This window comes from Acinetobacter sp. ANC 5054 (genome assembly GCF_002135295.1).
GTDB lineage: Bacteria > Pseudomonadota > Gammaproteobacteria > Pseudomonadales > Moraxellaceae > Acinetobacter.
In genome coordinates, this window is the sequence record NZ_NEGG01000004.1 from 96,430 (window position 1) to 122,912 (window position 26,483).

At 40.1% G+C, this 26,483-nt stretch carries 30 protein-coding genes; 6 read left to right on the forward strand and 24 right to left on the reverse strand.

What is annotated here, in order from left to right; all coding sequences use genetic code 11:
• Window positions 1-2: 2 nt before the first annotated feature.
• From B9T33_RS05540 to B9T33_RS05630, 19 genes are all read right to left on the reverse strand, one after another.
• Window positions 3-599, reverse strand: a complete 597-nt coding sequence (locus B9T33_RS05540) for a 6-pyruvoyl trahydropterin synthase family protein (protein ID WP_086178090.1) — start codon at window positions 597-599, stop codon at window positions 3-5.
• A gap of 128 nt (window positions 600-727) precedes the next feature.
• Entirely contained in the window at window positions 728-1,675 is a 948-nt protein-coding gene (gene gspK / locus B9T33_RS05545; protein WP_086177962.1) for a type II secretion system minor pseudopilin GspK, read from the reverse strand.
• A gap of 38 nt (window positions 1,676-1,713) precedes the next feature.
• Entirely contained in the window at window positions 1,714-2,382 is a 669-nt protein-coding gene (gspJ, locus tag B9T33_RS05550; RefSeq protein WP_086177963.1) for a type II secretion system minor pseudopilin GspJ, read from the reverse strand.
• Window positions 2,369-2,758, reverse strand: coding sequence for a type II secretion system minor pseudopilin GspI (gene gspI, locus B9T33_RS05555; protein WP_086177964.1), 390 nt, complete (start codon window positions 2,756-2,758; stop codon window positions 2,369-2,371). Before gspI ends, gspJ begins: the two co-directional genes overlap by 14 nt.
• Window positions 2,748-3,305, reverse strand: coding sequence for a type II secretion system protein (locus tag B9T33_RS05560; RefSeq protein WP_086177965.1), 558 nt, complete (start codon window positions 3,303-3,305; stop codon window positions 2,748-2,750). The genes gspI and B9T33_RS05560 overlap by 11 nt, the downstream gene beginning before the upstream one ends.
• Window positions 3,306-3,314: 9 nt before the next feature.
• Window positions 3,315-3,929 carry a TetR/AcrR family transcriptional regulator gene (locus B9T33_RS05565; RefSeq protein WP_086177966.1) on the reverse strand — a complete coding sequence of 205 codons (615 nt, stop codon included), beginning with the start codon at window positions 3,927-3,929 and terminating at the stop codon, window positions 3,315-3,317.
• Between the two features lie 42 nt (window positions 3,930-3,971).
• The gene (locus tag B9T33_RS05570; RefSeq protein WP_086177967.1) at window positions 3,972-4,745 is read right to left on the reverse strand and encodes a TatD family hydrolase; all 774 of its coding nucleotides are present in this window, start codon (window positions 4,743-4,745) and stop codon (window positions 3,972-3,974) included.
• 31 nt (window positions 4,746-4,776) lie between these two features.
• Entirely contained in the window at window positions 4,777-5,118 is a 342-nt protein-coding gene (locus tag B9T33_RS05575; protein ID WP_086177968.1) for a PilZ domain-containing protein, read from the reverse strand.
• 17 nt (window positions 5,119-5,135) lie between these two features.
• Complete coding sequence (locus B9T33_RS05580; protein WP_086178091.1) at window positions 5,136-6,119, reverse strand: DNA polymerase III subunit delta'; 984 nt, start codon at window positions 6,117-6,119, stop codon at window positions 5,136-5,138.
• Between the two features lie 13 nt (window positions 6,120-6,132).
• Window positions 6,133-6,894: a 3-deoxy-manno-octulosonate cytidylyltransferase gene (gene kdsB, locus B9T33_RS05585; protein ID WP_086177969.1), complete on the reverse strand. Its 762-nt coding sequence runs from the start codon at window positions 6,892-6,894 to the stop codon at window positions 6,133-6,135.
• Window positions 6,895-6,897: 3 nt separating this feature from the next.
• Window positions 6,898-7,911, reverse strand: a complete 1,014-nt coding sequence (gene lpxK, locus B9T33_RS05590) for a tetraacyldisaccharide 4'-kinase (RefSeq protein ID WP_086177970.1) — start codon at window positions 7,909-7,911, stop codon at window positions 6,898-6,900.
• A 3-nt stretch (window positions 7,912-7,914) separates the two neighbouring features.
• Window positions 7,915-9,642, reverse strand: coding sequence for a lipid A export permease/ATP-binding protein MsbA (gene msbA / locus B9T33_RS05595; protein ID WP_086177971.1), 1,728 nt, complete (start codon window positions 9,640-9,642; stop codon window positions 7,915-7,917).
• The gene (locus B9T33_RS05600; RefSeq protein WP_086177972.1) at window positions 9,642-10,064 is read right to left on the reverse strand and encodes an ExbD/TolR family protein; all 423 of its coding nucleotides are present in this window, start codon (window positions 10,062-10,064) and stop codon (window positions 9,642-9,644) included. The genes msbA and B9T33_RS05600 overlap by 1 nt, the downstream gene beginning before the upstream one ends.
• 13 nt (window positions 10,065-10,077) lie before the next feature.
• Entirely contained in the window at window positions 10,078-10,719 is a 642-nt protein-coding gene (locus tag B9T33_RS05605; RefSeq protein ID WP_086177973.1) for a MotA/TolQ/ExbB proton channel family protein, read from the reverse strand.
• Window positions 10,720-10,750: 31 nt separating this feature from the next.
• The gene (locus tag B9T33_RS05610; RefSeq protein ID WP_086177974.1) at window positions 10,751-11,638 is read right to left on the reverse strand and encodes a ParB/RepB/Spo0J family partition protein; all 888 of its coding nucleotides are present in this window, start codon (window positions 11,636-11,638) and stop codon (window positions 10,751-10,753) included.
• On the reverse strand, window positions 11,635-12,417 hold the full coding sequence (locus B9T33_RS05615) for a ParA family protein (protein ID WP_086177975.1): 783 nt from the start codon (window positions 12,415-12,417) through the stop codon (window positions 11,635-11,637). Before B9T33_RS05615 ends, B9T33_RS05610 begins: the two co-directional genes overlap by 4 nt.
• A gap of 24 nt (window positions 12,418-12,441) precedes the next feature.
• A complete protein-coding gene (gene rsmG / locus B9T33_RS05620) occupies window positions 12,442-13,074 on the reverse strand; it encodes a 16S rRNA (guanine(527)-N(7))-methyltransferase RsmG (RefSeq protein ID WP_086177976.1) in 633 nt (210 codons plus the stop codon).
• A gap of 84 nt (window positions 13,075-13,158) precedes the next feature.
• Window positions 13,159-13,848 (reverse strand): N-acetylmuramate alpha-1-phosphate uridylyltransferase MurU, encoded by a 690-nt coding sequence (murU, locus tag B9T33_RS05625; RefSeq protein WP_086177977.1) that lies wholly within the window; start codon window positions 13,846-13,848, stop codon window positions 13,159-13,161.
• Window positions 13,848-14,861 carry an aminoglycoside phosphotransferase family protein gene (locus tag B9T33_RS05630; protein ID WP_086177978.1) on the reverse strand — a complete coding sequence of 338 codons (1,014 nt, stop codon included), beginning with the start codon at window positions 14,859-14,861 and terminating at the stop codon, window positions 13,848-13,850. The genes murU and B9T33_RS05630 overlap by 1 nt, the downstream gene beginning before the upstream one ends.
• Window positions 14,862-14,981: 120 nt before the next feature.
• Between B9T33_RS05630 and B9T33_RS05635 the strand changes: the two genes are divergently transcribed.
• Window positions 14,982-17,453: an LPS-assembly protein LptD gene (locus B9T33_RS05635; RefSeq protein ID WP_086177979.1), complete on the forward strand. Its 2,472-nt coding sequence runs from the start codon at window positions 14,982-14,984 to the stop codon at window positions 17,451-17,453.
• Complete coding sequence (locus tag B9T33_RS05640) at window positions 17,453-18,760, forward strand: peptidylprolyl isomerase (protein WP_086177980.1); 1,308 nt, start codon at window positions 17,453-17,455, stop codon at window positions 18,758-18,760. Before B9T33_RS05635 ends, B9T33_RS05640 begins: the two co-directional genes overlap by 1 nt.
• A gap of 152 nt (window positions 18,761-18,912) precedes the next feature.
• Here the strand turns inward: B9T33_RS05640 and hfq are convergent, their stop codons facing one another.
• The 4 genes from hfq to tsaE all read right to left on the reverse strand — a co-directional run bounded on the left by hfq (window position 18,913) and on the right by tsaE (window position 22,962).
• Window positions 18,913-19,431: an RNA chaperone Hfq gene (hfq, locus tag B9T33_RS05645; RefSeq protein WP_086177981.1), complete on the reverse strand. Its 519-nt coding sequence runs from the start codon at window positions 19,429-19,431 to the stop codon at window positions 18,913-18,915.
• 92 nt (window positions 19,432-19,523) lie between these two features.
• The gene (gene miaA, locus B9T33_RS05650; protein ID WP_086177982.1) at window positions 19,524-20,468 is read right to left on the reverse strand and encodes a tRNA (adenosine(37)-N6)-dimethylallyltransferase MiaA; all 945 of its coding nucleotides are present in this window, start codon (window positions 20,466-20,468) and stop codon (window positions 19,524-19,526) included.
• Between the two features lie 6 nt (window positions 20,469-20,474).
• A complete protein-coding gene (mutL, locus tag B9T33_RS05655) occupies window positions 20,475-22,493 on the reverse strand; it encodes a DNA mismatch repair endonuclease MutL (protein WP_086177983.1) in 2,019 nt (672 codons plus the stop codon).
• Window positions 22,483-22,962 (reverse strand): tRNA (adenosine(37)-N6)-threonylcarbamoyltransferase complex ATPase subunit type 1 TsaE, encoded by a 480-nt coding sequence (tsaE, locus tag B9T33_RS05660; RefSeq protein WP_086177984.1) that lies wholly within the window; start codon window positions 22,960-22,962, stop codon window positions 22,483-22,485. Before tsaE ends, mutL begins: the two co-directional genes overlap by 11 nt.
• 133 nt (window positions 22,963-23,095) lie before the next feature.
• On the opposite strand from tsaE, the gene B9T33_RS05665 reads away from it, so the two are divergent.
• From B9T33_RS05665 to B9T33_RS05675, 3 genes are all read left to right on the forward strand, one after another.
• The gene (locus B9T33_RS05665) at window positions 23,096-24,001 is read left to right on the forward strand and encodes a pseudouridine synthase (RefSeq protein WP_086177985.1); all 906 of its coding nucleotides are present in this window, start codon (window positions 23,096-23,098) and stop codon (window positions 23,999-24,001) included.
• Window positions 24,002-24,113: 112 nt separating this feature from the next.
• A complete protein-coding gene (locus B9T33_RS05670) occupies window positions 24,114-24,461 on the forward strand; it encodes a type II toxin-antitoxin system RelB/DinJ family antitoxin (protein WP_086177986.1) in 348 nt (115 codons plus the stop codon).
• A 97-nt stretch (window positions 24,462-24,558) separates the two neighbouring features.
• The gene (locus B9T33_RS05675) at window positions 24,559-25,002 is read left to right on the forward strand and encodes a GNAT family N-acetyltransferase (protein ID WP_086177987.1); all 444 of its coding nucleotides are present in this window, start codon (window positions 24,559-24,561) and stop codon (window positions 25,000-25,002) included.
• A gap of 125 nt (window positions 25,003-25,127) precedes the next feature.
• Here B9T33_RS05675 and B9T33_RS05680 read toward each other — a convergent pair whose 3' ends face one another.
• The gene (locus tag B9T33_RS05680; RefSeq protein WP_086178092.1) at window positions 25,128-25,835 is read right to left on the reverse strand and encodes a pseudouridine synthase; all 708 of its coding nucleotides are present in this window, start codon (window positions 25,833-25,835) and stop codon (window positions 25,128-25,130) included.
• Between the two features lie 152 nt (window positions 25,836-25,987).
• Here B9T33_RS05680 and B9T33_RS05685 point away from each other — a divergent pair, with 152 nt between their 5' ends.
• On the forward strand, window positions 25,988-26,443 hold the full coding sequence (locus tag B9T33_RS05685) for a DUF441 domain-containing protein (RefSeq protein WP_086177988.1): 456 nt from the start codon (window positions 25,988-25,990) through the stop codon (window positions 26,441-26,443).
• Window positions 26,444-26,483 lie beyond the last annotated feature (40 nt).

The following is a 26,483-nucleotide window of genomic DNA, read 5'->3' on the forward strand; positions in this document are numbered from 1 at the left end:
ACTTAAAGCTTAACTTGCAGATCAACCGCAGGGTTCAAAAATTTCTGCCCTTGCTTTAATTTGTCATACATTTGCGTGTCATTCCATTCAGCTTGAACTTGCTCGGAAAAAACAATTTGATCAAGCTGTAACACGCCCATCTGTTGATTATTTATATCTTCTAAAAAGCTTTGTGCATAACCTGTGTCAGTCTCATGCACGATCACAGAATAAACTTCTACATCGCCTTCACCATTTTGGGTTTCAGTCGATTTTAGAACCTGTTGTGCCAAATAAAAGAAAATACGTGAAAACTGTTCAGCAGACGGCGAAACAGGTAATTCAACCCAACGAGCGCTAAATTGCTTGCAGGCTTTGATATATTCAGCATCGTCATGTTGCCAAAAACAAATAGCATGATCAAAACTATCAAATAAGTCTTTAATCACACCTTTTAGCAAACCAAAGTCGTAAACCATTTGCCCATGATCAAGCTTTGATGCTTTGAGCAATAATTCAACTTTATAACTGTGTCCATGAATGGAACGTTTGCAGCGGTCTGACGTGCAATTACGCACGATATGCGCATTTTCAAACTTAAATAACTTACGAATTAACATGTGTCGTAATGCAATCAAATAATCTATGGGTTCAAATTGATTATAAAGCAAAAGTAAAGTAATAAGCATTAATTTTGCAGTTCAGCCCAATTGGCAAAACGGATCAAGTAAAATTAGCTTTTAAACTACTAAAATGGCGCCATACTGCGATAAGCCACATAAACGTCTTTATCTTTACGAACCAAGTCACTAGTAAATTGTCTTTTACGTTCATTCAGCATGATTTCGATCTGAGCTTTAAAATAATTTGACTGCACACCCAGTAGATTATTCACCGATTCTCGGTTTTCTTGACTCACTTGAGCAAATGGTTCTATTGCCCATAAATCTGCAACATTCTCAAAATGTTCAAATTTTGCTGCTTTTTGCTGTAAGGCTTGCTCTACTGCATTAACATCTAAACGTTCATCCATACTCGCCAAAACAAATGCAGGCGCTGTATTGATATTGACTGTGGTTTCATGCGAAGGCAGGCTACTGACATACGGTGCGATGAGTTTATATTTCCCGCCTTCAAAGCCACGTACTGATTTCAACTCTTCCACACTATGAAATTTGGTATTCGGTGGAAGTGCTGCATTTTGCAATCCACGATAATATGCTAACTCCGCACCCATTGGCCCTGCATTTTCATCATCTTCATCCTGCCAATCAATGACGGCTTGGCTCAGTTCAGCGGGTAATCCTGCACGCTGCAAGATTTTTTCAAACCAAAGTTTCGCTTTCTCGTTAACCTCACCATCATCATTGACTAAGCTATTCAGATTAAATTTTCCAGATTCATCTTTAAGCACGCCAGAAACATAACCATCTTCTACAGGAAATGCAGGCATAGGCTGTGCCCAACTTTCTTGCAGGTGATCAACTTGTCCGGCATTTTCAGCATCATTGACCAACATTTCCGAAAAGAATGCTTCTGCACTTTTGGCATATAACATCGATTGATTTTGACGCATCAAATAGGCAGTATTTTCAGAGGTATTGGCTTGTTGTTTGGCAATACCAGCAGCCACAATCGTTGCTAATGCCACCATCATTAAGATCGTTAGTAATGCAATACCCCGCTGCTTTCTCATCACAATACCCTAACCCTTACAGCTATATGCGTCATTCATTAATTTTTCTTTTCCAACAAATAGTCTGTATTTAATAAACTATAAAGCCATTCATATTCTGTACCGCTGACCGTTATATTTATTTTTATTCCACGTGGCAACTGCTGTAAAACCTGATCATTATTCAGATCCATTGAAGCATCGGGCCAATTTTGCAGCTCATTTGGGTTAAGTACAGTAATTTTAAATTGCTCTACATCATTGAGTAAGACACTTGAATCTGGCTGATCCTGCCCTGTTTGGTTTAAATGTCTAAACTTCAAACGATAAAGCTTCTTTTCATCGGCTTTATATTGATACTCCACTCGCTCATCAGGTGCAATACCTTGATTCAGCGGATCAGTCACGCCAGACTTGCTGAAATTAAAGCGACCATTTTGCAGCACCAATGCAGGCTGAATATCACCATTAATATTGGCAGTTAAAGGAACGGCTTGAATCGTATCACGCAATATTTGCTGATAAGCCTCTTGTAGTTCACTCAATTTTTCTTCATGTATGGCGTTGCGTTCTTTGACTTTCGATATATGGTCAAATACTTTCCAACCTAATGCTGAAAGTACCGCAAAAATCGCAATTGCAACCAATAACTCAACCAAGGTAAAACCTGAGACTATATGGTTCTTTTTCGCAGCAAAGGTTCGAACTTTCTCATTATTCGCGTGCATTATCTTCAACCTTATGATTAAAGAACACTAAACTACTAATCCCTGCTTCTACATCACCTGTATCTGCATTTAATAGACTAATTTGTACATCAATTCGCTGGACATTTGGACTAATCGTGGCTTGGGCTTTTTTATCAATTTGCCAACGCTCACCCTGCTGCGTAACTTGTTTGGATGCAGTTCCTGACATCCACTCTCGGTTAATTTCCATCAAAGCAATTTCATTTAAGGCAACATATTGGGCCTTGGTTCTTAAAATGGCATGTGCAGTGGCTTGCGTGTATTGCATTGAAACATTGGTCAAGGCAATCGCAGCGACAGAAAAGATTGCAAGCGCCACCATTACTTCAAGTAAGGTAAATCCTTTAGCCCGCATTGATTTTACCTAGATGATCAATCTCGATTTCATTACCAATGGGTCTTTCCTCAAAATAGAACTGAATGCGCACAGGCTTTACTTCACCATTCCCAAGCCAAATCAGTTTAGGTGCATTATTATTGAGTAAGTCGGTATTCTCAGCATTTTGATATTGCTGATCTAAAGCTTGAATGGAAAAAGTAACATTTTCAGGCAATGTACGAGCTGAAAAATCTTTGTAGTCTTGCCATTTATTATTTTGATTGAATAGGCTGGCTTGCATACGTTCTTGCTCAGGCAAATATTCTTGTACACTATAAATACTTTGATTTACATCAACTGCATTTTTTTGTTCTAAGGCTAATATTCTAGATTGATCATTGGCATCACGTAAAATTCGCTTCATATCTAAGATAAAAACTTCACGTGATTGCATGGCTTTTCTTTGATCTACCCCACCGATATTTAACAGTACCAGTGACGCCATGATGCCCATAATCACAATCACCACCATCAATTCTACGAGAGTGAATCCACGAGCCGATGATGGTGATGCTGTTTTCATACGCTGCCTTTAAGCAAATTGAGCAACCGCGTGGATTTGTTTAGGCATCGCTAGCGCTTGATCGATATATGCAACACGCAAAGTGTCGCGAGAACCTAAATAGCGCTGATAGAAACTTGAATTCAAAATTGCCGCAGCACCATGAGTCAACGACCAAATAGACGCTAAGTAATCACGCACTGGCATATTACTTTGAATTGACTCTAGATAGCGCTCAGTCATACGAATGATTAAACGTAGACGTTGTTTGCGCACTTGGTACAGTTCACTAAATAAATGCTGAATGCCCACACCCGTTGTAGATAAGCGCTCTTCAATTTGATGAAACAGCACAGTACGCTCAGGGTGATGCAAGTGGTGCAACATAAAGAAAGCAAGGTGTTCAGGAAAAGCTTTGTCGGTATCTTTAATCATTTCCAACAACATGCGCTCATTACGAATAATCAGCAACATGTACAATTCATCTTTACTTTGGAAATGTTTATATAGTGTGCCTTTTGCAAGGTCGAGCTCAGCTGCTAACGCATCAAGCGTCATGCCTGCTTCACCATTTTCCAAGAGCAATTGTTCAGCGACTTGGAATATTAACGCTTCTCTTGCTCGAAACTGAGCTTGACGATCCATCTTCACCCTATACTCTCTTACGCTTATATCAATTCAAATTATTTACTTAAGATTGAGGAGATTTTCAAAGTTTTGCATTGTTATGAAAGCCATCTCTTCAATAGACTTATCATATACATCACTTAAGGCTTTGGCTACATAAGGAACGTATTTAGGCTCATTAGACTTTCCTCTATAGGGCATAGGCGCAAGATAAGGACTATCTGTTTCAATCAATACACGATCGAGCGGAACTTGCTTCGCCACATCACGCAAATCTTGTGCATTTTTAAACGATACAATGCCGGAAAAAGACACGTAGTAACCACAGTCTAAAACTGCTTTAGCCGTTTCCCAGTCTTCAGTAAAACAATGCAAGATCCCATGAGTCGATTTTTCCGCACGAATAATATCGACAGTGTCATGCTTCGCTGAGCGAGTATGTACAACGACAGGTTTCTTTACAGTTTGAGAGGCATGAATATGACGCGCAAAACAGTCTTTTTGTTCTGCAATAAAATCAGTGCTATGAAAGTAATCTAATCCAGTTTCACCAATTGCCCAAACCTTTTCAGGTTGAGCCAGTTCTACAAGATAGTCTACTGTTGCACGTGCCATCGTTGCTGGATCTTCACAAGGATGCACACCGACTGAATAACCAACGTCAGCATGACGAGCCGCTATTTTTGAAAGTTCGATATGGTCGTCTAGATCAACCGAGATACTCATAAATTTTGAGACCCCGGCTTGACGAGCCTGATCCAATGCTAAATCTAAGTTACCCTCGTAAGGTGTTAGGTCTAGCATGGTTAAATGGCAATGGGTATCTACAAACACAATATGTACCTACAAGTCTTCACTGTTGTAACTACATAGTGTAACTTCTACGGCCCTCAGATTTAAGTCCTGCAAGTAAACGTTCTGCTTCTGATTTGAAATAAACGCCTTTTTCACCGCCTAACTGAATTCCAAAACCTTGTGGCTTAATACCATTTTGCTTTTGTGAAATCCAAACTACTTTCCCTGTCAGTGGAATTTTAATCGACTGTTCTGGCAAGGTTGCAAGTAAAAAGACCTCTTCACCCATTTTCACAGGTTGTTTAGAAGGTACAAATAAGCCCCCACCAACCACATAAGGCATATAGCTTGCGAACAAAGTCTCCACATCTGGAATATTAGCGTGAACGATCCCGCCCATACGTGGTTGCATCATAATTCCCCTTTTTTCTAAATATTCATCAGTTTGATGCAAAGTTCATCTACGACCAGATTCCCCTGTACGTTCTGCTCAATAAACCGCTTGGACTGTTGAAATTCAGTATAAATATTAAAAAGTGCCTCTAGCGTATACTGCTCCGCTAAAGCACCAAAATCCAAATCAATATTTTTAATGGATTGATTTAGCTTGACACAAATTATATCGGACAACAAGTATTCAAACATTTGACTAAAATCACTAAAACTCAGTGCTTTATTCCACTTTGTCGCAATTGCCATGGGCATATTTTTTTGAATGACTAATTTTTGCCAATCCTGTAAGAATTCTTGTCTTAAATTCAGCCATTCACTATTTGCTAAATCAATCGCCTGTAATGGCATTTGACTGGCTAGATTCATTAAGACTTGACGCTGTGTTTCACCGCTATTCGCCAAATGCTGTTCTAAATAGTTTTGTGACACAGCAGGCTCTATTCGATCTAGTGCATAGTGTTGCATACGACTACGAATGGTCGCAGGAAGTTTAAGATAATGATCTGCGAGCAAAATAATGACAATTCGCTCACCAGGTTCTTCCAAGGTCTTTAAGAGCGCATTTGAAGAAGCAATATTCAGTGCTTCAGCCGGCTCAATCAGCACCACACGCCAACCATCCACGGTTTGTTGTACAAAAGGCAATAAATCACGAATTTTTTCAATTTTGATTTTGGCATTTTGCTTTTTGTTGTCTTCATCCGTACTGATATGGACAAAATTCGGATGAGTATCTGACTTTAACCACTGACAACTGCCACATTCACCACAAGGTTGCTTGAGCTCATCACGCTTATGACACAACACCCATGCCAGAAATTGCTTGGCAAAAGCTTCTTTACCGCAGCCTTTTTTCCCATAGAGCAATACACCATGACCGAGCTGAGGAAATCGCCCTGTTAAGGTTTCCCACGTGTTTTGCTGCCATGGATAAACTTGCGCCACAATTTCATTTTGCATCAATTTATCTACCTTATTCGAAGTTTGAAACATCCATTTGATTCAAACGATCGAGATCGGCTTGGGTATCTACACCCGGCGGTAAGTTCGCTTCAGCAACCGCAATGGCAATACGGTGACCATTTTCCAGCACGCGTAACTGCTCTAAACTTTCAAGTTTTTCCAGTACACCCATATCCCATGATACGTATTCTTGGAGTAATTTCACGCGATATGCATATAAACCAAGGTGACGATAAGCTTGGTCATGCAAGCTTTGCTCAGCAAGTTTTGCACCATCACGGTCATAAGGAATTGTTGCGCGACTAAAATATAACGCTTGATTTTGTTTTGACATCACCACTTTCACGATGCTGTCACGACGAAATTCATCCAAACTATGTATCGGCTCACACAGGGTCGACATTGAACATGCTGGCTGATCTTCTAAAAGCTGAGCCACTTGCTTGACTAACTGTGCTGGCAGTAACGGTTCATCACCTTGTACGTTAACAATAATATCTTCGCTTGCCCAACCTTTAACACGTGCAACTTCACTTAGACGGTCAGTGCCTGACGGATGTTCTGCTGATGTCAACACCACATCCACACCTTCAGCACGGCAAACTTCCGCGATGCGTTCATCGTCTGTTGCCACACATAAATCATCAAATCCTGCGACTTTTTTTGCTTGATCGACCACGCGTAAAATCATTGGTCGACCATGAATTTCAAGCAAAGGTTTACCCGGCAGACGTGAACTTGAAAAACGTGCAGGAATAACAATATGTTTCATAAATTAAATGCCTTCGGGAAGTTTTAGACCCAGTTGCTTCAACTGCTGATGGAGTGTTTCATAACATGCAGGTGATAGTACTGCATCTACAGGGACAACCCATATTTCTCTTTTAAAATCTGGATTATTTTTAAGTAATGCTAAAAGTTTAACTGCATCTTTTTCTGTAGTAATGATTGGATTACTATCTTCAAACTGCAAATCATCCAATTCATATTCATAGTGATCTGGAAATTCATGGCACTGAAATTGATGAATCCCCATGCTTTCGAGCGTATTGTAAAAACGCTGTGGAAAGCCAATGCCGACTACAGCATAAAATACATTATTGGCATCAAATTCAGTCACTACATCTTTATTTAATAAATAAGGCGGGGCTGATTCTAAATGCATATTCATCGCTAAGGTTGGATGAGACGCATGTTCAATCACTGTGCCACTTGCTAAACGCTTTTTAGGTTCTCGCAAATAACCTTCAGGCAATAATTTTTCATTACCTAAACCACGATTATTATCAAGTACAATCCATTCGAGTTGACGCTGTAATGCCCAGTGCTGTAAACCATCATCACAAATAATTAAATCGAGTTTATGTTTAGATAATAATAATTCAATACTTTGCTGACGATTGGGTCCAACCGCCATAGGCACACCCGTTGATTGAACGATTAATGTTGGTTCATCACCCACCACATCTGCTCGAGATTCTAAATCAACATAAGCCGGAAATGGTCCTTTGCCTCCATAACCACGACTAATCACACCCACTTGAATATTTAAACTATTTAAATAACTAACCAAGCGAATGAGTAATGGCGTTTTGCCACTACCACCAACCGTAATATTGCCAATTACCATGACTGGTATGGGCGCTGTATAAGTAGGCTTAAGCCCAGACTGATATAATTTTTTATTGAGTACAAAGCCGCCGCGATATAACCATGACAATGGACGAAGCACAATGAGCCACTTTGCCTGACTATTCCAAGCATCCTGAATCATTTGTGCAACTGACATGGCTTAGTTTTCCTCAAAATTACGCTGATGAAGTTGGAAATATGCACCTTGATGTGCAATTAATTCCGCATGCGAACCTTGTTCGATAATACGCCCTTTATCCATTACTACAATACGATCTGCATTTTCAATGGTTGATAAACGATGAGCAATCACGATGGTAGTTCGATCTTGCATCGCTGCATCAAATGCTTGTTGAATATAATATTCAGACTCGTTGTCTAGTGCACTGGTCGCTTCATCCAAAATAAGAATGGGCGCGTTTTTCAAAATCGCACGTGCAATCGCAATACGCTGACGCTGACCACCCGACAAGTTCAAGCCTTGTGCACCCAAAGGCGTGTCATAACCTTGTGGCAAGTCCATAATAAAATCATGTGCAAATGCGGCTTTTGCAGCGGCAATCACTTGTTCATCAGTTGCATTTTCTAACTGACCATAAGCAATGTTTTCACGTACTGTTCGATTGAATAACACGACTTGCTGATTCACCATGGATATCTGGGTACGTAAGCTATTGAGTTCAATATCTTGAATGTCATATTGATCGAGCAACAACTGTCCAGACGATACTTCTTGATAACGTACTAAAAGATTGACCAGCGATGTTTTACCTGCACCTGAACGCCCGACCAAAGCAACCGTTTCACCCGCATTCACTTTTAAATTAAAGTCGTGAATCGCATGATGACCGTCAGCATAGATCAAGTTAACGTTTTTAAACTCAACATCACCTTTTAGAGCTGGAGTAAGCGTACCGTTATTGGCTTCTTCAGGCATATCCAATAATTCAAAAACCGAATAAGCTGCTGCCATACCACGTTGTAATTTTTCATTTACATCGGTCAAGGTTTTAATTGGCTTTGCCAACATACCAGCCGCAGTGATATAAGCGACAAACTCACCCGCTGTTGTATCCCCCAAAATCTGAGGACGTAGCGCGATATACATGACAATACTGAGCGCTATTGACATGATTAACTGAACGATGGGACTGTTTAACTGTTGCACGATGACCATTTTTAAGCCACGGCGTAAGTTTTCCATTGAACTTTCATGGAAGCGCTTTTGTTCGTAATCCTGTCCTGCAAAACCTTTTACAACCAAATTACCTTGCACGGTTTCCTGCACCACGTGATTGACATCACCCATGGTGCTTTGAACTTGCATAGATAATTTACGCATACGCTTAGAGGCTTTACGAATAATCAATCCAATAAGTGGACCAAAAATTAAAATACATAAAGTCAAACGCCAATTGGTGTAAAGTAAATAGCCCAACAGTGCAATGGTAATTAAACCTTGTTGTACGATTGTTTTCAGTGACTCAGATGATGCTGCTGTCAACTGTTCAACGTTGTACATAATTTTTGCAGTAATGTGTCCACTCGAATTATCTAAATAATATTGCGAAGGCAAACGCATCAATTTAGCGAAGACTTGCTGACGAATATTAAAGATTAAGTTTCGAGAAATCACTGCAGTAAAATACCCCCCCATGAACAAACCCAGTCCACGGAAGAACATTAAAAGAACCACCAATAAAGGAAATAATGTCGTAAAGCTTTGATCTTTGTTTTGTATCGCTTCAATAATGCGTTCCAATAATTTTGCAACAGAAACCTCTGTCGCAGCATTTATACTGAAACCAAGCAATACAAGCAGGCCGATGCCCCAAAAAGGTTTTAAATAACTTAGTAGGCGTAGGTAGACCTTAAAATCGTGCTTCACTAATAACCTCGAGTTGGTACTTTGGTACTGATGTTAATATTGACAAAGCCTAACTGGCCCGCAACATCCATCACACGAATCACATCTTGATGCGTTGCTTTTGCATCAGCTGCAATCACAAACATTAAATCACGACGATCATTTGAAATCTGTTTAATTGCCGTATTTAAGTCAGAGACTTCTTTACTGGCTAGTGACTGACCATTGACAGAATAATGTCCTGTCGAGTCGACGACCACCTCAACTTTCTGATCATAGTTCTTTGGCGGAACACCTTGAGCATCTGGTAAGGTCAAGTTCATTCTACTCATCTGATTAAAGGTGGTCGAGAGTAACAAGAACACCAAAATAAACATCAGACAGTCAATCATCGGAGTAAGGTTGATATGTATATCTTCAACCTGACGACGTTTAAATTTCATGCGCAGTCTCCACTCAGCTGGCTTTCTGAATGTCCTGACTTTCTACTTCAGGTGTTTTTTTATAAAACAATGCCGCATGAAACAAAGTCGATTGTTGCTCTAACTCAGCCACATATTCTTGAACCAAGCGTTGGAAATAGCGATGTGCAAATAAAGCTGGGACAGCAATCAGCATACCAGCCGCAGTCGTAATCAATGCTTTTGAAATACCCGGCATCATCAATACAGGATCACTATTGGTACCAATATCAATCATTAAGAAGGCTTCAATAATACCAATGACTGTACCCAATAAACCAAGTAAAGGCGCAACGGCACTAAGCGTACCCAAGAAGTTGATATTTTTTTCTAAATAACCAATTTCTTGTGATGCTGTCACTTCCATTTGCGCTCGTGCATATTGCTCGCTTTGATCTTTACTGGCATAACCAGCATCCAATACACGACCCAGTGTACTTTGCTGTAAGGTTGGGCTTTGCTTTAACTGCTGCACAACATCTTTTACCGATGCGTTGGCATTCATCATTAAATCATTCGGTAGCACCATTGATTTTTTCAAACGAATAAAACGTTCAATCGTGATGGCTACCGTAAAGATTGAACAAATCACGAGTGGGATCATTAACCACCCACCCGCTTTGACTAATTCCCACATTTGATTTTCCCCAATAAATCGAAATAAAAAATTATTCAGCTAGACAGATATTTAAAATGCCATCTAACTCTTCAAGCGTATGGTAACTAATGACAAGCTTACCTTTACCTTGTTTATTATGATCAATTTTCACATCAGCACTGAAACGATCCGAAAGGCGCTGTGTCAATTGTTGAATATCTGAAGAAACTGATGTCTTGGCTTTTTGTTGTTTTGGTGCATTCAAATCTCGAACAAATTGCTCGGTTTGACGTACAGACATGCTTTTTTCAATCACCATTTCGGCAACTTTAAGCTGATCTTTGGCTTTTAGGGTCAAGATTGCACGTGCATGCCCCATATCAAGTAAACCTTGCTGCATAAAGTCTTTAACTTGTTCTGCCAAAGACAATAAACGCAATAAGTTACTAATTGTGGTACGAGCTTTACCCACAGTATCGGCAATTTCTTGATGGCTTAGACCAAATTCATCGTGAAAACGTTGTAAAGCCATCGCTTGATCAATTGGATTCAAATCTTGACGCTGAATGTTTTCAATCAATGCCAAAGCAATGGCAACTTGGTCGCTCAAATCACGCACAATGGCAGGAACTTCGGTCAGACCAGCCAATTGTGCAGCACGCCAACGACGTTCACCTGCAATAATTTCGTAAGGATGCTTTTCGTCTTCTACCGGACGAATCACAATCGGCTGCATCACACCATGTTTTTCAATCGAAGCAGCAAGCTCTTGTAACTCTTGCTCTTTAATGAAACGACGTGGCTGATATTCACCACGTTTCAATAAATTGACATCAATCTGCTTAAGCTGACCATGATCTAAAGCTTTTGCTTCGAGCTGTAGTTTTTCTTTTTGGATTGAACCAAGTAAGGCATCCAGACCACGACCTTTAGCCAGTCCGCGTTTTTTGACGGTCATGCTTTAGTTCCTTTTTTCACTTTCGTTTTTTTTAACATTTCAGCTGCCAAATTAAGGTAGGCAACTGCACCCTTAGAACTTTTTTCAAAATAAATAACAGGCAATCCATGCGCAGGTGCTTCCGCCAAACGGATATTTCGAGGAACAACCGTATCGTAAAGTTTTTTACCGAAATATTGTTCCAACTCAGCAGACACATCACGTGTTAAGGCATTACGTGCATCGTACATGGTACGCAGTACACCCACGATTTCTAAATCAGGATTCAATGCTTGCTGAATACGGTCAATGGTTTGGGTTAAGTCAGCCAAACCTTCAAGTGCATAATATTCACATTGCATTGGAATAAGCACACCACGCACCGCAGCCAAAGCATTCACGGTGATCAGACTTAAACTTGGCGCACAATCGACAATGATGTAATCATAGTCTTTTTCAATTTTTGCCAAAGCTTCACGTAAAATAAATTCACGACCGTCTTGATCGGCAATCGCAAGTTCTACACCGGCTAAATCACGATTTGCACCTAAAACTTTATATCCAACTTCTGCTTTATAAATAGCGGTTTCAATCGGCACTTCACCGAGTAAGACATCCGTGACAGAGTACAACAAATCATTTTTTTGAATGCCCGAACCCATCGTGGCATTCCCTTGTGAATCCATATCCACAAGTAAAACTCGTTTTTTTAAAACGGCCAATGAAGCAGCCAAGTTCACAGCAGTTGTGGTTTTACCTACGCCACCCTTTTGGTTTGCAATCGCAATAATTTGAGCCATGGTAACCCCAGTCCTTTGAAAATTTTAAATACGTTTTAAAAATATTAAATGGCGTTGTTCATCCAAACGTGGAACTTTTAACGCAACAATATCAATTTTGAAATCAGCTTTAAGCATCTCAACTTCTTCTTCAGGAATTAAACCCTTCATTGAAGCGATGATACTTTGTTCATGCATATATGGCTTCGATGCATCGACAAAGTCGGTTAATGATGCAAATGCACGACTGGTAATTACGTCAAACTGACCCAGTTCATTGATGCTGTCTTCATTTTCAACACGTGTTTGTACTGCAATGACATTTTTTAGTTTTAGGTCAGCAATAAATTGTTTTAAGAATCGAATTTTTTTACCGTTTGCATCCAAAAGAACACATTCACGTTCGGGCTGACACAAGGCAATAATCATGCCCGGCATACCCCCACCTGTACCAATATCCAACAATCGACCCGCAGGTAAATCATTCAAAATACTTAAGCTATCTAATAAATGCTTCACCAGCATTTCTTTAGGATCACGAATTGCGGTCAAGTTATAAGCTTTGTTCCACAGCACTAAAGCATCTTGATATTTCAGCAATAGATTTAACGCTTCTTCACTCAAATCTAAGCCAAGCTTCTGACTACCTTGCTTTAAGTCTTGAAAAAAAGGATGCATAAAGAAGACATCTCAATAAAATTAAACTGAAGTATACCGATTTCTAAGCCGTGGAACAGTAGCTAACGCTTAGCGAATATGCACTTAAGCGTACATGCCCTGACGAATCTGTAGATCTAGATCACTTAATCGCTCAGGTGTGCCAACATCTACCCATGCAGCTTGCATTTTCTGTGCAGAAATTTTTCCATCCAGCATGGCTGCTTTAAGTAATGGTGCTAATGGACGCTTCCCAGCGTCTAAACCATCAAACATTTTAGGATGAATTACTGCAACGCCACTATAAGTCAGTGCCTCACCCGCATGTTCCTGTTCAAAGGTATAGCTACGCCCTTGATCTAATACAAAATCCCCTTTCGGATGTTGTGGTGGATTAGTTACATAAACCAAGTGTGCAAGATCGGCATTTAATTCAACATTCAATAAAGATGAGAAATCAAAAGTCGTCCACACATCACCATTCACTAAAATGAACGGTTCAGTCCCTAACAAAGGCAAGGCATTGATAATCCCACCCGCAGTTTCTAGACCTTCGACTTCACGTGTCCAGCGAATATTCACCCCAAACTGCGAACCATCACCTAATGCGCCGATCAAAACATCTGCAAGCCAAGCTGAATTGATAACAATTTCAGTTACACCAATATTTTTTAGCTTTTCAATATGCCAAACAATTAGCGGTTTACCACCAACTTCAAGTAATGGTTTAGGCTTATATAAGGTTAAAGGGCGCATCCGATTTCCGAGACCCGCCGCTAAAATCATGGCTTTCATTATGCAACAACCTCGTAAGAGCCATATTTGGCTTCAAATTTCGGCAATACTTTAGCGTGAATAAATTGCATAAATGGTTGTAGTTCTGCATACGGTTTACTTTCTTCAAGTAAATACCACATCACGCGTGGTAAATCTTTGAGATAACCCGATTTACCGTCGCGCTCGAACAAGCGAACAAAAATACCTAAGATTTTAATGTGACGTTGAATCGCCATTAAGTCCGCGTCTTGTTTAAACTGGTCGAAATCACGATCTTCTTTGGCACTTGCTGGCAACATATCGTAGAACGTTTTAAACCAAGCATAGACACGCTCAGCATTCCACTGTACATAGGCATCACGCGTAATCGAGATTAGATCATAAGTATCAGCACCAATCACCGCATCCTGAAAATCAATCACGCCCTGATCTTGCTCACCATCCAGCACCATCAAGTTACGACTATGAAAATCACGGTGCACAATGACTTGAGGCTGTGCCAAAGCGGCATTGGCTAAAATGGCAAAGGTACGTTTAATCAGCGCGGATTCAGCTTCAGTTGGTTGAACTTGAAGTGACGGCAACAACCAATCAGTCAGCAACTCCATTTCAGAAATGAGCTTTTCATACGCATATGCTGGGAAATGTGATTGACCATCAATTGACTGTAATTGAATCAATTGCTTAAAGCTTTGTGCGTAATGTGTATCTACAGTCTGATCATTTAATAATGTAGAGAGCAAAACATCACCAAAATCTTCTAATAAAAGAAAGCCTTGATCGAGGTCTTTTGCCACGATATGCGGTACACGCACACCATGTGCATCAAAAAATTCATCTATCGACACAAAAGGACCACAATCTTCTTTTTCTGGTGGTGCATCCATCAGCATAAATGTTTTATTATTCAATTTGATTCGTGCATAACGACGGAAGCTTGCATCGCCTGCTAAGAAGTTAATTTCAAATTGATCTGAACCGAGTACAGATGAAATCCATGTTTGTATCAATTGTTCACGTTGTGTATTCATTTGCGATAAATTCTAATACAGGCTGAGTTTTTAAAGTGCTAAGTGTAGCTACTTATCAACTTTTTCTCTATGATGCGACAATAATTAATTGCGATTTAGCATACCTGGTTAATGAGACAAATGAAGCATCAGTTTAAATTTAATCCTTTAGCGACTGCGATCTTAACCCTTCTCTGTGGTAGCTCGTTACCAAGCTATGCCGCGCCTGTGACAAACACGTCGACCGATGACGAAACAGAACAACTCAAGCAAACGATCTCCGAGGCTTACCCGGGTCAGCAGTTTTTTGAACAATACTATGTAGACAAATCTGCACCAGAAGCTCAAATACGAAATACCAATCAACTCAGTTCTGCATTTTGTAGTGGCACATGGATTACTCCAATTGCACCAACAACAAAACCTGTTGCAGCTGAAGATGCAACTTCAACCATTACAGCAGACTATGGTCACTTCGACCCAAATGGTGACTCAGTACTTGAAGGCAATGTCATCATTGACCAAGAAGGTCGTCAAATTCGTGCAGATCAAATCAAGATTGATAAAACACAGACCTATGCCAATGCCTCTGGTCGTGTACAAATGGCACAATCTGGTCTGATTTCGCAAAGTGATTCGATTGATTACAACTTAAAAACCCAACAGGGTGATTTAAATAACAGTTTCTTCATTGCAGAAGCACAACATGCACATGGTCGTGCTGAGAAAATTGCACGTACATCGACAGAAACCCTAGAACTTGAAAATGCGGTTTACACCACTTGCCCACCGGACGAAAAGCCGACGTGGAAAATCCAAGCGGATAAAATTAAGCTAAACCAAGAAACTGGTCGCGGTGAAACCAAAGGTACAAAACTTTATGTAAAAGATGTACCTGTCATGGCGGTTCCATATTTTAACTTCCCAATTGATGATCGACGTACGACAGGGATTTTGACCCCAAGTTTTGGTTTTACCAATGATGGTGGTGTCGAACTTGCCGTTCCCGTCTATCTCAACCTTGCACCAAACTATGATGCAACGGTCACACCACGTTATATTGCAGACCGTGGTCCAATGATGGAAGGCGAATTCCGCTATCTCACTGAAAACTTTGGTTCAGGTATGGTTTGGGGTGGTTATTTACCGTCAGACCAAAAATATGATGACCAAGATCGTAAAGAATTGCATTTCCTACATAACTGGAAAATCAACGATCAGTTCACGACCAATCTTGAATATAACTATGCATCTGATAAAGACTATTTCGCTGACTTAAACAACAATCCAAACTCTAAAACCGATCTAAACTTACGTCGTGCTTGGGAACTGAATTATAAAAATGGTATTCCTGGCTTAAAAGCACAGCTTAAAGTTGAAGATTTCCAAACTTTGGATAAAACCGTTAGCGATGAAGACCGTCCTTATGCGCGTTTGCCTCAATTCTTATTAAACTATAAGACAGGCAACCCACTCGGCTTACAATACGAATTTAATAACGATACAGCGTATTTCAAAAAGAACTTACGTAGTAACGATATTCCGCAAAATAATGGCGATGCGCCAATGTATGAGCCAAGTGGTGCACGTATTTATAACGACTTTAGTGTGCGTTATAACTATCGCAATCCATGGTCATTTGTGATCCCAGAAGTGTCTATTCGTAACGTAAATACGATTTATGATCAAGACACAGTGAATGCACAAAACATCAGCTCATCAAATGAAAGTAAGTCGGTGGTTATTCCACAATTTACTCTTGACGCTGGTTTAATTATGGAACGTGAAGGTCGTTATTTACAGACCTTAACACCACGCTTCTTCTACGCATATTCACCATACAAAAACCAAGAAAACAATCCAAACTTTGATTCAACTACAGCTTCAATTAATTATGATCAATTGTTTAGCCCGCGTCGTTTCTTTGGTAATGACCGTTTAGAAGACAATAACTTTGCTTCTCTTGGCTTAAGCTATAGCTTATTTGATGATGTTGGACTTGAACGTTTAAAAGCGAGTATTGGTCAAAGTTTCTATTTTGAAGACCGCCGTGTCACACTCAATAACATTCAAGATGAGTTTGATAGCGAACGCCATACTGGCCCTGTTGTCAGCTTATCAAGCCAACTATCTGATCGCATTAGCGTAAATGCCAACTCAGCATGGATGGCAAATGGTGATAACGCTCAGCGCGATATCCAAATGTATTACACAGGAAATAAAGGCAATCTCTACAATGTCGGTTATTTCTATCGTAAAGACATTCCAAACCGCCAAGACAGTTATGACCAAGCCGTTGCTTCTTTCATTCAACCTATTCATAACAATTGGCGTATTATCGGTCATGCACAATACGACATCGACAATAGTGTTGCCCGTGAATACTTACTTGGTGTGAACTACGAGTCATGCTGTTGGGGTGTTTCGGTTTATGGTCGCTCATACTTTAACGATTTAGATGATGTAACATCTTCTGATGTAAAACCAAAACGCGCCATTATGGCTGAATTCACCCTGAAAGGCTTAGGTGGCTTCAACAATAAATTAACCTCTTTGCTTGAAAACCGAGTTTTAGGTTTTAACAATATTAATCAATCTTGGACAGAACGTTAATGAAGACAAAACAGTTAAAACAAATTTTTAAAGCGTCAGCATTGGCACTTTGCCTCTCTACTTCAATGTCAGTTTTTGCTGCTGCGCAACCTAAAGATGAAATTGTAGCTGTTGTTGACAATAGCGTGATTCTACGCAGTGATTTAGATCAAAGTATCGCAGAAATTACACATCAACTTCAGGCTAAGAAACAAACTGTTCCACCCGTTGAATATTTACAACAACAGGCTCTAGAACAACTGATTACTCGTCAGGCACAGCTTGAACAGTTAAAGCGTTACAATGTAAAAGCAGATGAAAAAACTTTAAATGATGCTGTTTTAAAAGTCGCTAAAGATTCAGGTTATTCAAGCCTTGAAGCATTCCAGCAAAAATTGGATTCTGCTGCACCTAATACATATGCGTCATTACGTGCACGTATTGCTGAAGACATCGCACTACAACGCCTACGCCAACAATTAGTGACTTCACGCATCCAGATTAGCGATCAAGACGTTAAAAACTTCTTAAATTCACCTCAAGGTCAAGCAGCTTTAGGCAACCAAGTCCACGTGCTACATGTACGTGTATCGGGTAATGAAAATGCAGTAAAAGTTGCAGAAAATGTACGTAAAGAACTTGCCAACTCCAACGATGCAAAAGCATTGAGCACCAAATTCAGCACCAAAGACATTAAAGTAGATGCTGCTGATATGGGTTTCCGCAATTTATCTGACATTCCAGACGAACTAGCTGCTCGTGTTGCACCTTTACAAGTCGGCCAAACTACCGAGCTTATTTCTGTACGCGATGGTGTGCATGTTTTAAAACTTATTGATCGTAAAGGTGGCGAACAAAAGGCAATTGTTCCTCAATTCCAAACTCGCCATATCTTGATCCAACCATCTGAAGTAGTCAGCCCTGAAAATGCGAAGCAAATGATTGACAGTTTGTATTCTCGCCTACAAAAAGGTGAAGACTTCGCTGTACTTGCATCAACTTTTTCAAATGACACAGGTTCTGCTGCAAATGGCGGTAGCTTAGGCTGGGTTAGCCCGGGCGTGATGGTTCCTGAATTTGAAGCGCAAATGAAAGCAACTCCGAAAGGTGAGATCAGTAAACCATTCCAGTCTCAGTTTGGTTGGCACATTCTTCAAGTAACTGATACACGCCAACAAGATATGACCCATGAAGTGCAAGAGCGTATGGCACGTCAAATCTTAGGTGAACGTCAATTTGATACTGAGTTAGACAGCTGGTTACGTGAAATCCGCAATAATGCTTATGTTGAAATTAAAGACCCTGCTTTAGAGCGCAACAAAAAATAAAAATAAAAAAACCAGCTTCGGCTGGTTTTTTTAACTTTGTCTTTTAATAACTTATTCAATCGACCGTTTTTATTGATATTGTGCACAACTGAATCAGTTTAAAAAATTTAGACAAAAAAAAACCTCCCATTTCGGGAGGTTTTTTAACTCAATTAACGATTATTATTTTCGTCGTCTTGAGCTTCATCAAATTTAGTTTCACCTTCAAAGCCAGCGCCTTGACCACCGAAGCCACCTTGACCACCAAAGCCACCTTGTTGACCGCCGAAGCCGCCTTGACCGCCGAAGCCACCTTGACYACCGAAGCCACCTTGACCACCAAAGCCACCTTGACCACCAAAGCCACCTTGACCACCGAAGCCACCTTGACCACCGAAGCCACCTTGTTGACCGCCACCGAAGCCGCCTTGTTGACCACCGCCGAAGCCAGCAGCACCTTGTGCACCAGCAGGAGCGCCAGCTGGACGTGGGTTACGTGCAGGAACAACAGTTGAAATAGCATGTTTGTAAACCATTTGGCTTACAGTATTTTTCAAAAGCACTACATATTGGTCAAATGACTCAATATGACCTTGTAATTTAATACCGTTTACAAGAAAGATAGAAACTGGAATACGTTCTTTACGGAGAGAATTTAAGAACGGATCTTGTAAAGTTTGACCTTTAGACATGTTATAACTCCAAAAAATAATAAAAATCAGCGCAAAAGCTACCTTTACTTTTCAATTAAAAATTATCAAAAAGGTAGTCACTAAATTTTGCTTTATCCGTAGCACTTTCGCAAGTCTTCTTGAGCCTGCTTCGCAGTTAAATATGTAGTAAATTTATGCGTTTCTTGCAAAGATCTTAACCAAGTATATTGACGTTTTGCAAGTTGTCGTGTTGCAAAAAGCGCCTTATCCTCCATTTCCTGCTGTTTTTCGCTACTTTGGTCACTGTTTTTTAAAAAATCTAGGGCTTGACGATATCCAACTGAGCGCATTGAGGGTAAATCTTCGTCTAAATCGTATTTTTCCATTAGACCTTTTACTTCATTTAAAAATCCAATTTCCCACATTATTTTTAGACGTTGGGCTATACGCTCATGTAATTCTAATCTGTTGGGCAATAAAGCGTAATTATGAAAATTGTAACGATACGGTAAATTTTTCGGTTGCTCAGCTTGTAGCTTGGTAATCGGTTGCCCTGTTAGTTTATAGACTTCAAGCGCACGAATAATACGTTGCTTATCACTGGGTTTAAATTTTTCACCTGCAAGGGGGTCAACTTGACATAATTCAGCGTAGACCGCTTCCCAGCCTTCACGTTCACCTTTAGCTTCAATTTCTGCACGAACAGCATAATCAGCACTAGGTAAATTTGACGACAAGCCCTCTAATAAAGCTTTGTAATACAACATTGTACCGCCAACCAAAATAGGCGTTACACCACGTGCATGCATATCATCAATGAGCACACATGCATCTTCTACAAAGTTGGCAGCAGAGTACACTTCAAGCGGGCTAATGATATCAATCAGATGATGAGGATAGCGTGCTAATTCAGCTTTATTTGGCTTGGCTGTACCAATATCCATATCTCGAAAAACCAAGGCAGAATCAACTGAAATTAATTCAAATCCACCCTGCTCATAGAGTTCACATGCCAGCGCGGTTTTGCCACTTGCAGTAGGTCCCATTAAATTGATGACCGGCAATTGATTTGACATGTAAAACTACTCTCCCCGAGCAAAAAGTTTATCAAGTTGTGCCAATGGAAACGCACGCCAAGTTGGGCGACCGTGGTTACATTGACTCGCAAATTCAGTTTGCTCCATCTGCCTGAGCAATGCATTCATTTCCGAAAGGCTTAAAATACGATGTGCCCGAACTGCGCCATGACATGCCATTCCTGCTAAAATTTGATCACGCTTTTGTAATAATCCTGCAACCTGATCACTTGGATCTAAATCATTTAATAAATCAGGAATTAATGCATCGAAATCAGCTTTATGCAAAATCGCAGGCACACCACGGACAATGACTTGCTCATCGCCATATTGATCAATTTCGAGCCCTAAACGGGCAAGCTGTTCTTTAAGCTCATCGACGCGCATCGCTTGCATACGATTGATGCTAATAACTTTTGGTATGAGTAACTGCTGTGATGTCCAAAACTCAGGCTTATCCCACGCAGACTTCATTTGCTGCAACACAATACGCTCATGTGCGGCATGCATATCGACAATGATCAAACCTTCAGTATTTTGCGCCAAGATGTAAATACCATGCAGCTGTGCAATGGCAATCCCCAATGGATGTTCATCTACTTTTTGCTGAATATGTGCTTGGAACGACTCATCCGCAGAAGCAATGTCATTCGATTGACGTAGTGGCGCTAAATAGCTCTGTAATGCGTTATTGAGCTGTTTGGAGCCCGAAGTATTCGAAGTATATCCATTCGTTTGATTTGAGCCATTAAACGCACTTTGAGCACTATTACCATAAACCTGCTCTGCATGATCTGCATGCGTTGAATATTGTACTGGCATGGGTGAACTAAAATCAGTCAAACCCCCTGCAATATCTGGGCTTACAAATGAACTTGGTGTGCTTTTGTTTTCGCTATTTTGATGTAATTGAAATTGTTCCTGATGTCTAGGCTGAGGAACCTGACTCTCAGGTGTTTGCCCATCCAACTTCATGGCCGTTGAAAGTTCAGCCGTTGCAGTTTGAAACTGCGCTAAAGTTGATTTCGCATAATGACGAACAAACTCATGGACTTCACGTTGGTTCAAAAATCGAATTTCATGCTTGGTTGGATGCACATTGACATCAATATTTTCAGGATCGACTTCCATAAACAGTAAATATGCTGCATGCTGGTGCCCATGCAAAATACCATCATAAGCCATGCGCAGTGCATGTGATACGGTCTTGTCTTTCACAATCCGTCCATTCACATAGACATATTGCATATCTGCCTGCGCACGTGCATCTGATGGATGTCCAAGCCAACCACTTAAGCGCATATTGATACTGTCAGCATCTATCCAATAGGCATTTTCAGTAAATTGGCGACCAAGCAGTTGTTGTACACGCTGAAACCGTAACGCTCCACTATCTGCAATTGGCAAATTCAGCTTAATACTGTTGTTATGTTCCAGTACAAAGCGAATATCAAAATGGGTCAAGGCTAAACGACGGACAATTTCTTCAATATGTCCAAACTCTGTGCCCGGTTTTTTTAAAAATTTGCGTCGCGCAGGCACATTAAAAAATAAATCTTGCACACGAATGGTGGTGCCTTGGGTTGCAGCAACGGGCTGAATTTCTTGCGAATCAAACGCTGTGCCATTCACTTCGACCTGATAGCCCACGCCGTCATCGTTTTGACTACTAGTTAAGGTTAAGCGAGAAACGGCAGCAATTGAAGCCAACGCTTCGCCGCGAAAGCCTAAACTCACAATAGCATGTAAGTCTTCAGCAGTTTGAATCTTACTGGTGGCATGACGCATTACAGCAAGCGGCAAGTCCTCAGGATGAATCCCGCGACCATTATCAATGATTTCAATCAGTGTACTGCCGCCTTGTTCCACACGAACAATCAACTCAGTTGAGCCAGCATCAATGGCATTTTCCAGTAATTCTTTGACCACTGATGCAGGGCGTTCAATCACTTCACCTGCAGCAATTTGGTTGGCTAAAGCAGGATTAAGTGTATGAATTCGGCGGGCACTGATATCATTCAGCATGGTTAAATTTTTGCTCCAACGCATGTTGTAGATTTTCTGAATTAGACGTTAAGGTCGCTTTACGGCTAATTTCATCTTCTGATTTTTCAATTTGAATTACTAAATCTGCAGCAGGAATTTCATCACCGCCCTTAGATGGCCATTCAAACAAAAATAAGGCATTTGGCGTTTCTAAATAATCACGAATACCCATGAGTTCTAATTCATAGGGATCGTTTAGACGATACAAGTCAAAGTGGAAAATGTCTTTGCCTTGAATATTGTAGGGTTCAACCAAGGTATAGGTCGGACTTTTTACCGCACCTTGATGTCCAAGTTGCTGTAGGAAATAACGGGTTAACGTGGTTTTGCCTGCGCCCAAATCGCCAATAAGGTAAACTACGCCCGTGGTAAAATGCGTCGCCAGTACGGTAGCTAAGTTTTGGGTATCGACTTCACTATTTAAATCCAGACTGAATGAATACTGCATATTACTCACAACATGTACATAAGAATTAAATATGATAGCATCGCACTGGCTAAAATTGATATGACAGCTTTCGGTTTGAACATTTTTCGCATCACATTCAGCACATTATTTATTCAGTTTTAAGATTGACTCCATGCCCAGTTCAGAATTCACCCCGCCTATGATCAATGGTGTCAGTGCCAGTCAAGTATTCTTAGATGCGAATAAATCGAATGCATCCACTGTATATGAATATTTGTGTCAGCAATTTCCACATATTGCATCAGCTGAATGGCAGCAAAGATTTAAAGACGGTTTAGTCTTTACCGAAAATGGTGAAATCTTAACAACGCTAAGTGCCTTTATCGCAAATAGTCATGTGTTCTATTACCGCTTTTTAGCACATGAAATTCATGTGCCCTTCGAACATCAAATACTGTTTGAAAATGATCATTTCATCGTCGTTGATAAACCCCATTTTTTAACCATGAGTCCAACTGGACAATATGTACAAGAAACGCTTTTGGTTCGCCTAAAGAAACAAATGCAAATCGAACATCTTACCCCCATTCACCGACTTGATCGTGAAACTGCGGGCGTTGTGCTGATTTCAAAATGTGTGGAAAGCCGTGGCTTATATCAGCAAATGTTTGCAACTCGCCAAGTGCAAAAAACCTATCATGCCATTGCGGGCTATCGTGAAGATTTAAGCTTCCCTATGACCACTCAATTTCGCATGGAAAAAGGACAACCCTTTTACACCATGCGCATATGTAGTGGTGAAGCAAACAGTGAAACTCAGATCGAGTTGCTTGAGCAGCATGGTGAATGGGCGAAATATGAGTTAAATCCCCATACGGGTAAACAACATCAATTACGTGTCCATCTCAATCAACTTGGTATTCCAATTCAAAATGACCCGTTTTATCCCACGGTTCAACACAAACCCGAAGATGATTTCAGCCAACCTTTGCAGCTCCTTGCAAAGCACATAGAATTTATTGATCCTGTGACTCAGCAAGCTTTTCTGTTCCATTCTACCCATGAATTGACACTGTAATCTGATTGTCATTACATTAAATTGATAAAATTACATCGAACAATATTGAATTTATGGTAGTTTTGATTAGAATAAATGCGAAAAGTTAAGTATTTAAAAGCTTTCTAAGAATATGAGAAAAACTGAAGTCTACCAAATCCGCCTCGATTCACAAGAAAAGAAGCAGGCATTTGCTGTATTTAAACAACTTGGAATTACGCCTGCCCAAGCGGTACGCTTATTCTTTAAACAAGTGGTTTTAACCAAATCCATCCCCTTCTCTATTGAAAATCAAAATATCAATATTGAACAATTGATTAAGTTACGCCGTCTAAAACAGCAAGAAGCCCAAGCTATTGCCAATACAGATATCAGCCCTGCTGAACTTGAAATTTTAAATAATGATCCTTTATTAGATGATGATCATCTGGATCTATTTGAAGAACTCAATGCAATTTTAGGTGAAAGTGACAAAACTTAACACTGTCGCATTTATAAACAATTTATAAATCAACCAATTCCAAAATTTAGATATGCTTCATGCAAGACAGATAAAAACAGCATGGAGTATATAAAAAATGATTGTTAGACGCGCAACCGAAGCAGATCTCCAGCCTCTCGCAGTATTATTCGATGAATATCGCCAATTTTATGGCACTTCTTCTAATCTTGATCTCTCACTTAAATTTCTCACTCAACGTTTTGAAAATAATGAGAGTGTGATCTTTATTTGCTTAAAAGATGAAGTGATTACAGGATTTATATTACTCTATTTAGGTTTTTCATCTGTCGCATGTTCAACTTATTATATTTTAGACGATGTCTATGTCACGCCTGTCTATCGTCGACAAGGTTCAGCACGACAGCTTATTGATACTGCAATTTTATTTGCCCAACATGAAAAAGCTTTAAGGATTAGCTTAGAAACACAAAAGAATAACTACCACTCACATCAATTGTATGAGTCAATGGGCTTCGTCAAGGACGATGAGTTTAGAACGTATCATTACTTTATGCGTTAACTTTTAATCCCATTAATTTTTAAAATTAATTTATTTTTTAAATACTTAAATTGAAATAGCAGCTTCGAGGCTTTTATCACTTAAACTTTGAATCTTGATAGATGAAAGCCCTATATTTACTTTACTTACTGTTCACGGAATTTTGATTGCTCAATTTGGTCTGAAGTTAAATAAACCCATTCGCCTTCAGCAAGATCTTCTAAATCCAACTTGCCAATTTGCGCACGATGTAAATGTTCAACTTTATTACCAACTGCTGCAAGCATTCGCTTCACTTGATGGTAAACCCCTTGATGTACCGTCATTTGCAATTTATGTGTATCTAGCAGATTGACATCGGTAGCAGCAAATATTCCATTTTCATTGCGTAATTCAACACCTTGCTCAAGTTGTTGAATTTGCTCAGCCGTGACTGCATCCGCAGTTTCCATCACATATACTTTCGCCACATGCTTTTTCGGATGCGTTAATGCTTGCAAATATTGCCCATCGTCCGTCAATAACAATAGACCCGTAGTGTCTTGATCGAGACGCCCCACACATTGCAAGCCTCGATTTAATAAGGTCTCATCAAATAATTCAAATACGCTAAAATGATGTGTGGCTTGATGCGAGCATTCATAGCCTTTAGGTTTATTGAGTGCAATATACAGATGCTCACGGTACAAGTATTCTTCACCGTACACACTAAAATGCAAATCGCTTAAATCAAGTTTAAGTTTAGGGTTATCTACAACTTCTGCATTGATTTCGACAGCGCCATTTTTAATCAATTGTTGGCAATATTTGCGCGAACCAAAACCTTGTGATTGCAGCATTTTTTCCAAAAACATAAACCGACCTAAATTCAATTTTTCACTGGCTATTTTAGCCTGAAAATTTGTGCACTGACGACTTAAATCCACCAAATCGACTCATCATATGCTTTGCTCTGTCGAACTAGGTTAAACTTATCACCTCCCCGTCATTTCCCCCGCAACACACTATGTCTCAGTTGGATTTAAACTTAATTGTGCTGATTGTTTTGTTAGCATGTGGTATTTTTAGTCACAACACAGCGATTACCATCGCAGCCGGTGTATTGATTGTCTTTAGAATTACGCCGCTCAGTGAATTTTTTCCTTATCTTCAACAATATGGTTTAAATATCGGGATTATCATCCTAACCATAGGCGTACTGACTCCGATTGCAAGTGGAAAAATTCCCGGTGATTCAATTTTAAAATCTTTTCTCAGCTGGAAATCACTCATCGCCATTGCGATCGGTGTTTTTGTTGCATGGCTTGGTGGTCGTGGTGTAAAACTCATGTCGAATCAACCTGATGTCGTCGCAGGTTTATTGATTGGCACGGTGGCAGGTGTCGCTATGCTGCGTGGCGTTCCCGTCGGCCCACTTATTGCAGCAGGTATTTTATCTTTACTGATCGGGATCAAATCCTAAATTAAATCTAAAATAAAAGCGGAAGTAATTTCCGCTCTTA

What these genes read in the sequence shown, in the direction of transcription:
- B9T33_RS05540 (WP_086178090.1), bottom strand. Translation starts at nt 599, where the DNA reads ATGTTAATTCGTAAGTTATTTAAGTTTGAAAATGCGCATATCGTGCGT.
- gspK (WP_086177962.1), bottom strand. Translation starts at nt 1,675, where the DNA reads ATGAGAAAGCAGCGGGGTATTGCATTACTAACGATCTTAATGATGGTG.
- gspJ (WP_086177963.1), bottom strand. Translation starts at nt 2,382, where the DNA reads ATGCACGCGAATAATGAGAAAGTTCGAACCTTTGCTGCGAAAAAGAAC.
- gspI (WP_086177964.1), bottom strand. Translation starts at nt 2,758, where the DNA reads ATGCGGGCTAAAGGATTTACCTTACTTGAAGTAATGGTGGCGCTTGCA.
- B9T33_RS05560 (WP_086177965.1), bottom strand. Translation starts at nt 3,305, where the DNA reads ATGAAAACAGCATCACCATCATCGGCTCGTGGATTCACTCTCGTAGAA.
- B9T33_RS05565 (WP_086177966.1), bottom strand. Translation starts at nt 3,929, where the DNA reads ATGGATCGTCAAGCTCAGTTTCGAGCAAGAGAAGCGTTAATATTCCAA.
- B9T33_RS05575 (WP_086177968.1), bottom strand. Translation starts at nt 5,118, where the DNA reads ATGCAACCACGTATGGGCGGGATCGTTCACGCTAATATTCCAGATGTG.
- B9T33_RS05580 (WP_086178091.1), bottom strand. Translation starts at nt 6,119, where the DNA reads ATGCAAAATGAAATTGTGGCGCAAGTTTATCCATGGCAGCAAAACACG.
- kdsB (WP_086177969.1), bottom strand. Translation starts at nt 6,894, where the DNA reads ATGAAACATATTGTTATTCCTGCACGTTTTTCAAGTTCACGTCTGCCG.
- lpxK (WP_086177970.1), bottom strand. Translation starts at nt 7,911, where the DNA reads ATGTCAGTTGCACAAATGATTCAGGATGCTTGGAATAGTCAGGCAAAG.
- B9T33_RS05600 (WP_086177972.1), bottom strand. Translation starts at nt 10,064, where the DNA reads ATGAAATTTAAACGTCGTCAGGTTGAAGATATACATATCAACCTTACT.
- B9T33_RS05605 (WP_086177973.1), bottom strand. Translation starts at nt 10,719, where the DNA reads ATGTGGGAATTAGTCAAAGCGGGTGGGTGGTTAATGATCCCACTCGTG.
- B9T33_RS05610 (WP_086177974.1), bottom strand. Translation starts at nt 11,638, where the DNA reads ATGACCGTCAAAAAACGCGGACTGGCTAAAGGTCGTGGTCTGGATGCC.
- B9T33_RS05615 (WP_086177975.1), bottom strand. Translation starts at nt 12,417, where the DNA reads ATGGCTCAAATTATTGCGATTGCAAACCAAAAGGGTGGCGTAGGTAAA.
- rsmG (WP_086177976.1), bottom strand. Translation starts at nt 13,074, where the DNA reads ATGCATCCTTTTTTTCAAGACTTAAAGCAAGGTAGTCAGAAGCTTGGC.
- murU (WP_086177977.1), bottom strand. Translation starts at nt 13,848, where the DNA reads ATGAAAGCCATGATTTTAGCGGCGGGTCTCGGAAATCGGATGCGCCCT.
- B9T33_RS05630 (WP_086177978.1), bottom strand. Translation starts at nt 14,861, where the DNA reads ATGAATACACAACGTGAACAATTGATACAAACATGGATTTCATCTGTA.
- B9T33_RS05635 (WP_086177979.1), top strand. Translation starts at nt 14,982, where the DNA reads ATGAAGCATCAGTTTAAATTTAATCCTTTAGCGACTGCGATCTTAACC.
- B9T33_RS05640 (WP_086177980.1), top strand. Translation starts at nt 17,453, where the DNA reads ATGAAGACAAAACAGTTAAAACAAATTTTTAAAGCGTCAGCATTGGCA.
- miaA (WP_086177982.1), bottom strand. Translation starts at nt 20,468, where the DNA reads ATGTCAAATCAATTGCCGGTCATCAATTTAATGGGACCTACTGCAAGT.
- mutL (WP_086177983.1), bottom strand. Translation starts at nt 22,493, where the DNA reads ATGCTGAATGATATCAGTGCCCGCCGAATTCATACACTTAATCCTGCT.
- tsaE (WP_086177984.1), bottom strand. Translation starts at nt 22,962, where the DNA reads ATGCAGTATTCATTCAGTCTGGATTTAAATAGTGAAGTCGATACCCAA.
- B9T33_RS05665 (WP_086177985.1), top strand. Translation starts at nt 23,096, where the DNA reads ATGCCCAGTTCAGAATTCACCCCGCCTATGATCAATGGTGTCAGTGCC.
- B9T33_RS05670 (WP_086177986.1), top strand. Translation starts at nt 24,114, where the DNA reads ATGAGAAAAACTGAAGTCTACCAAATCCGCCTCGATTCACAAGAAAAG.
- B9T33_RS05675 (WP_086177987.1), top strand. Translation starts at nt 24,559, where the DNA reads ATGATTGTTAGACGCGCAACCGAAGCAGATCTCCAGCCTCTCGCAGTA.
- B9T33_RS05680 (WP_086178092.1), bottom strand. Translation starts at nt 25,835, where the DNA reads ATGTTTTTGGAAAAAATGCTGCAATCACAAGGTTTTGGTTCGCGCAAA.
- B9T33_RS05685 (WP_086177988.1), top strand. Translation starts at nt 25,988, where the DNA reads ATGTCTCAGTTGGATTTAAACTTAATTGTGCTGATTGTTTTGTTAGCA.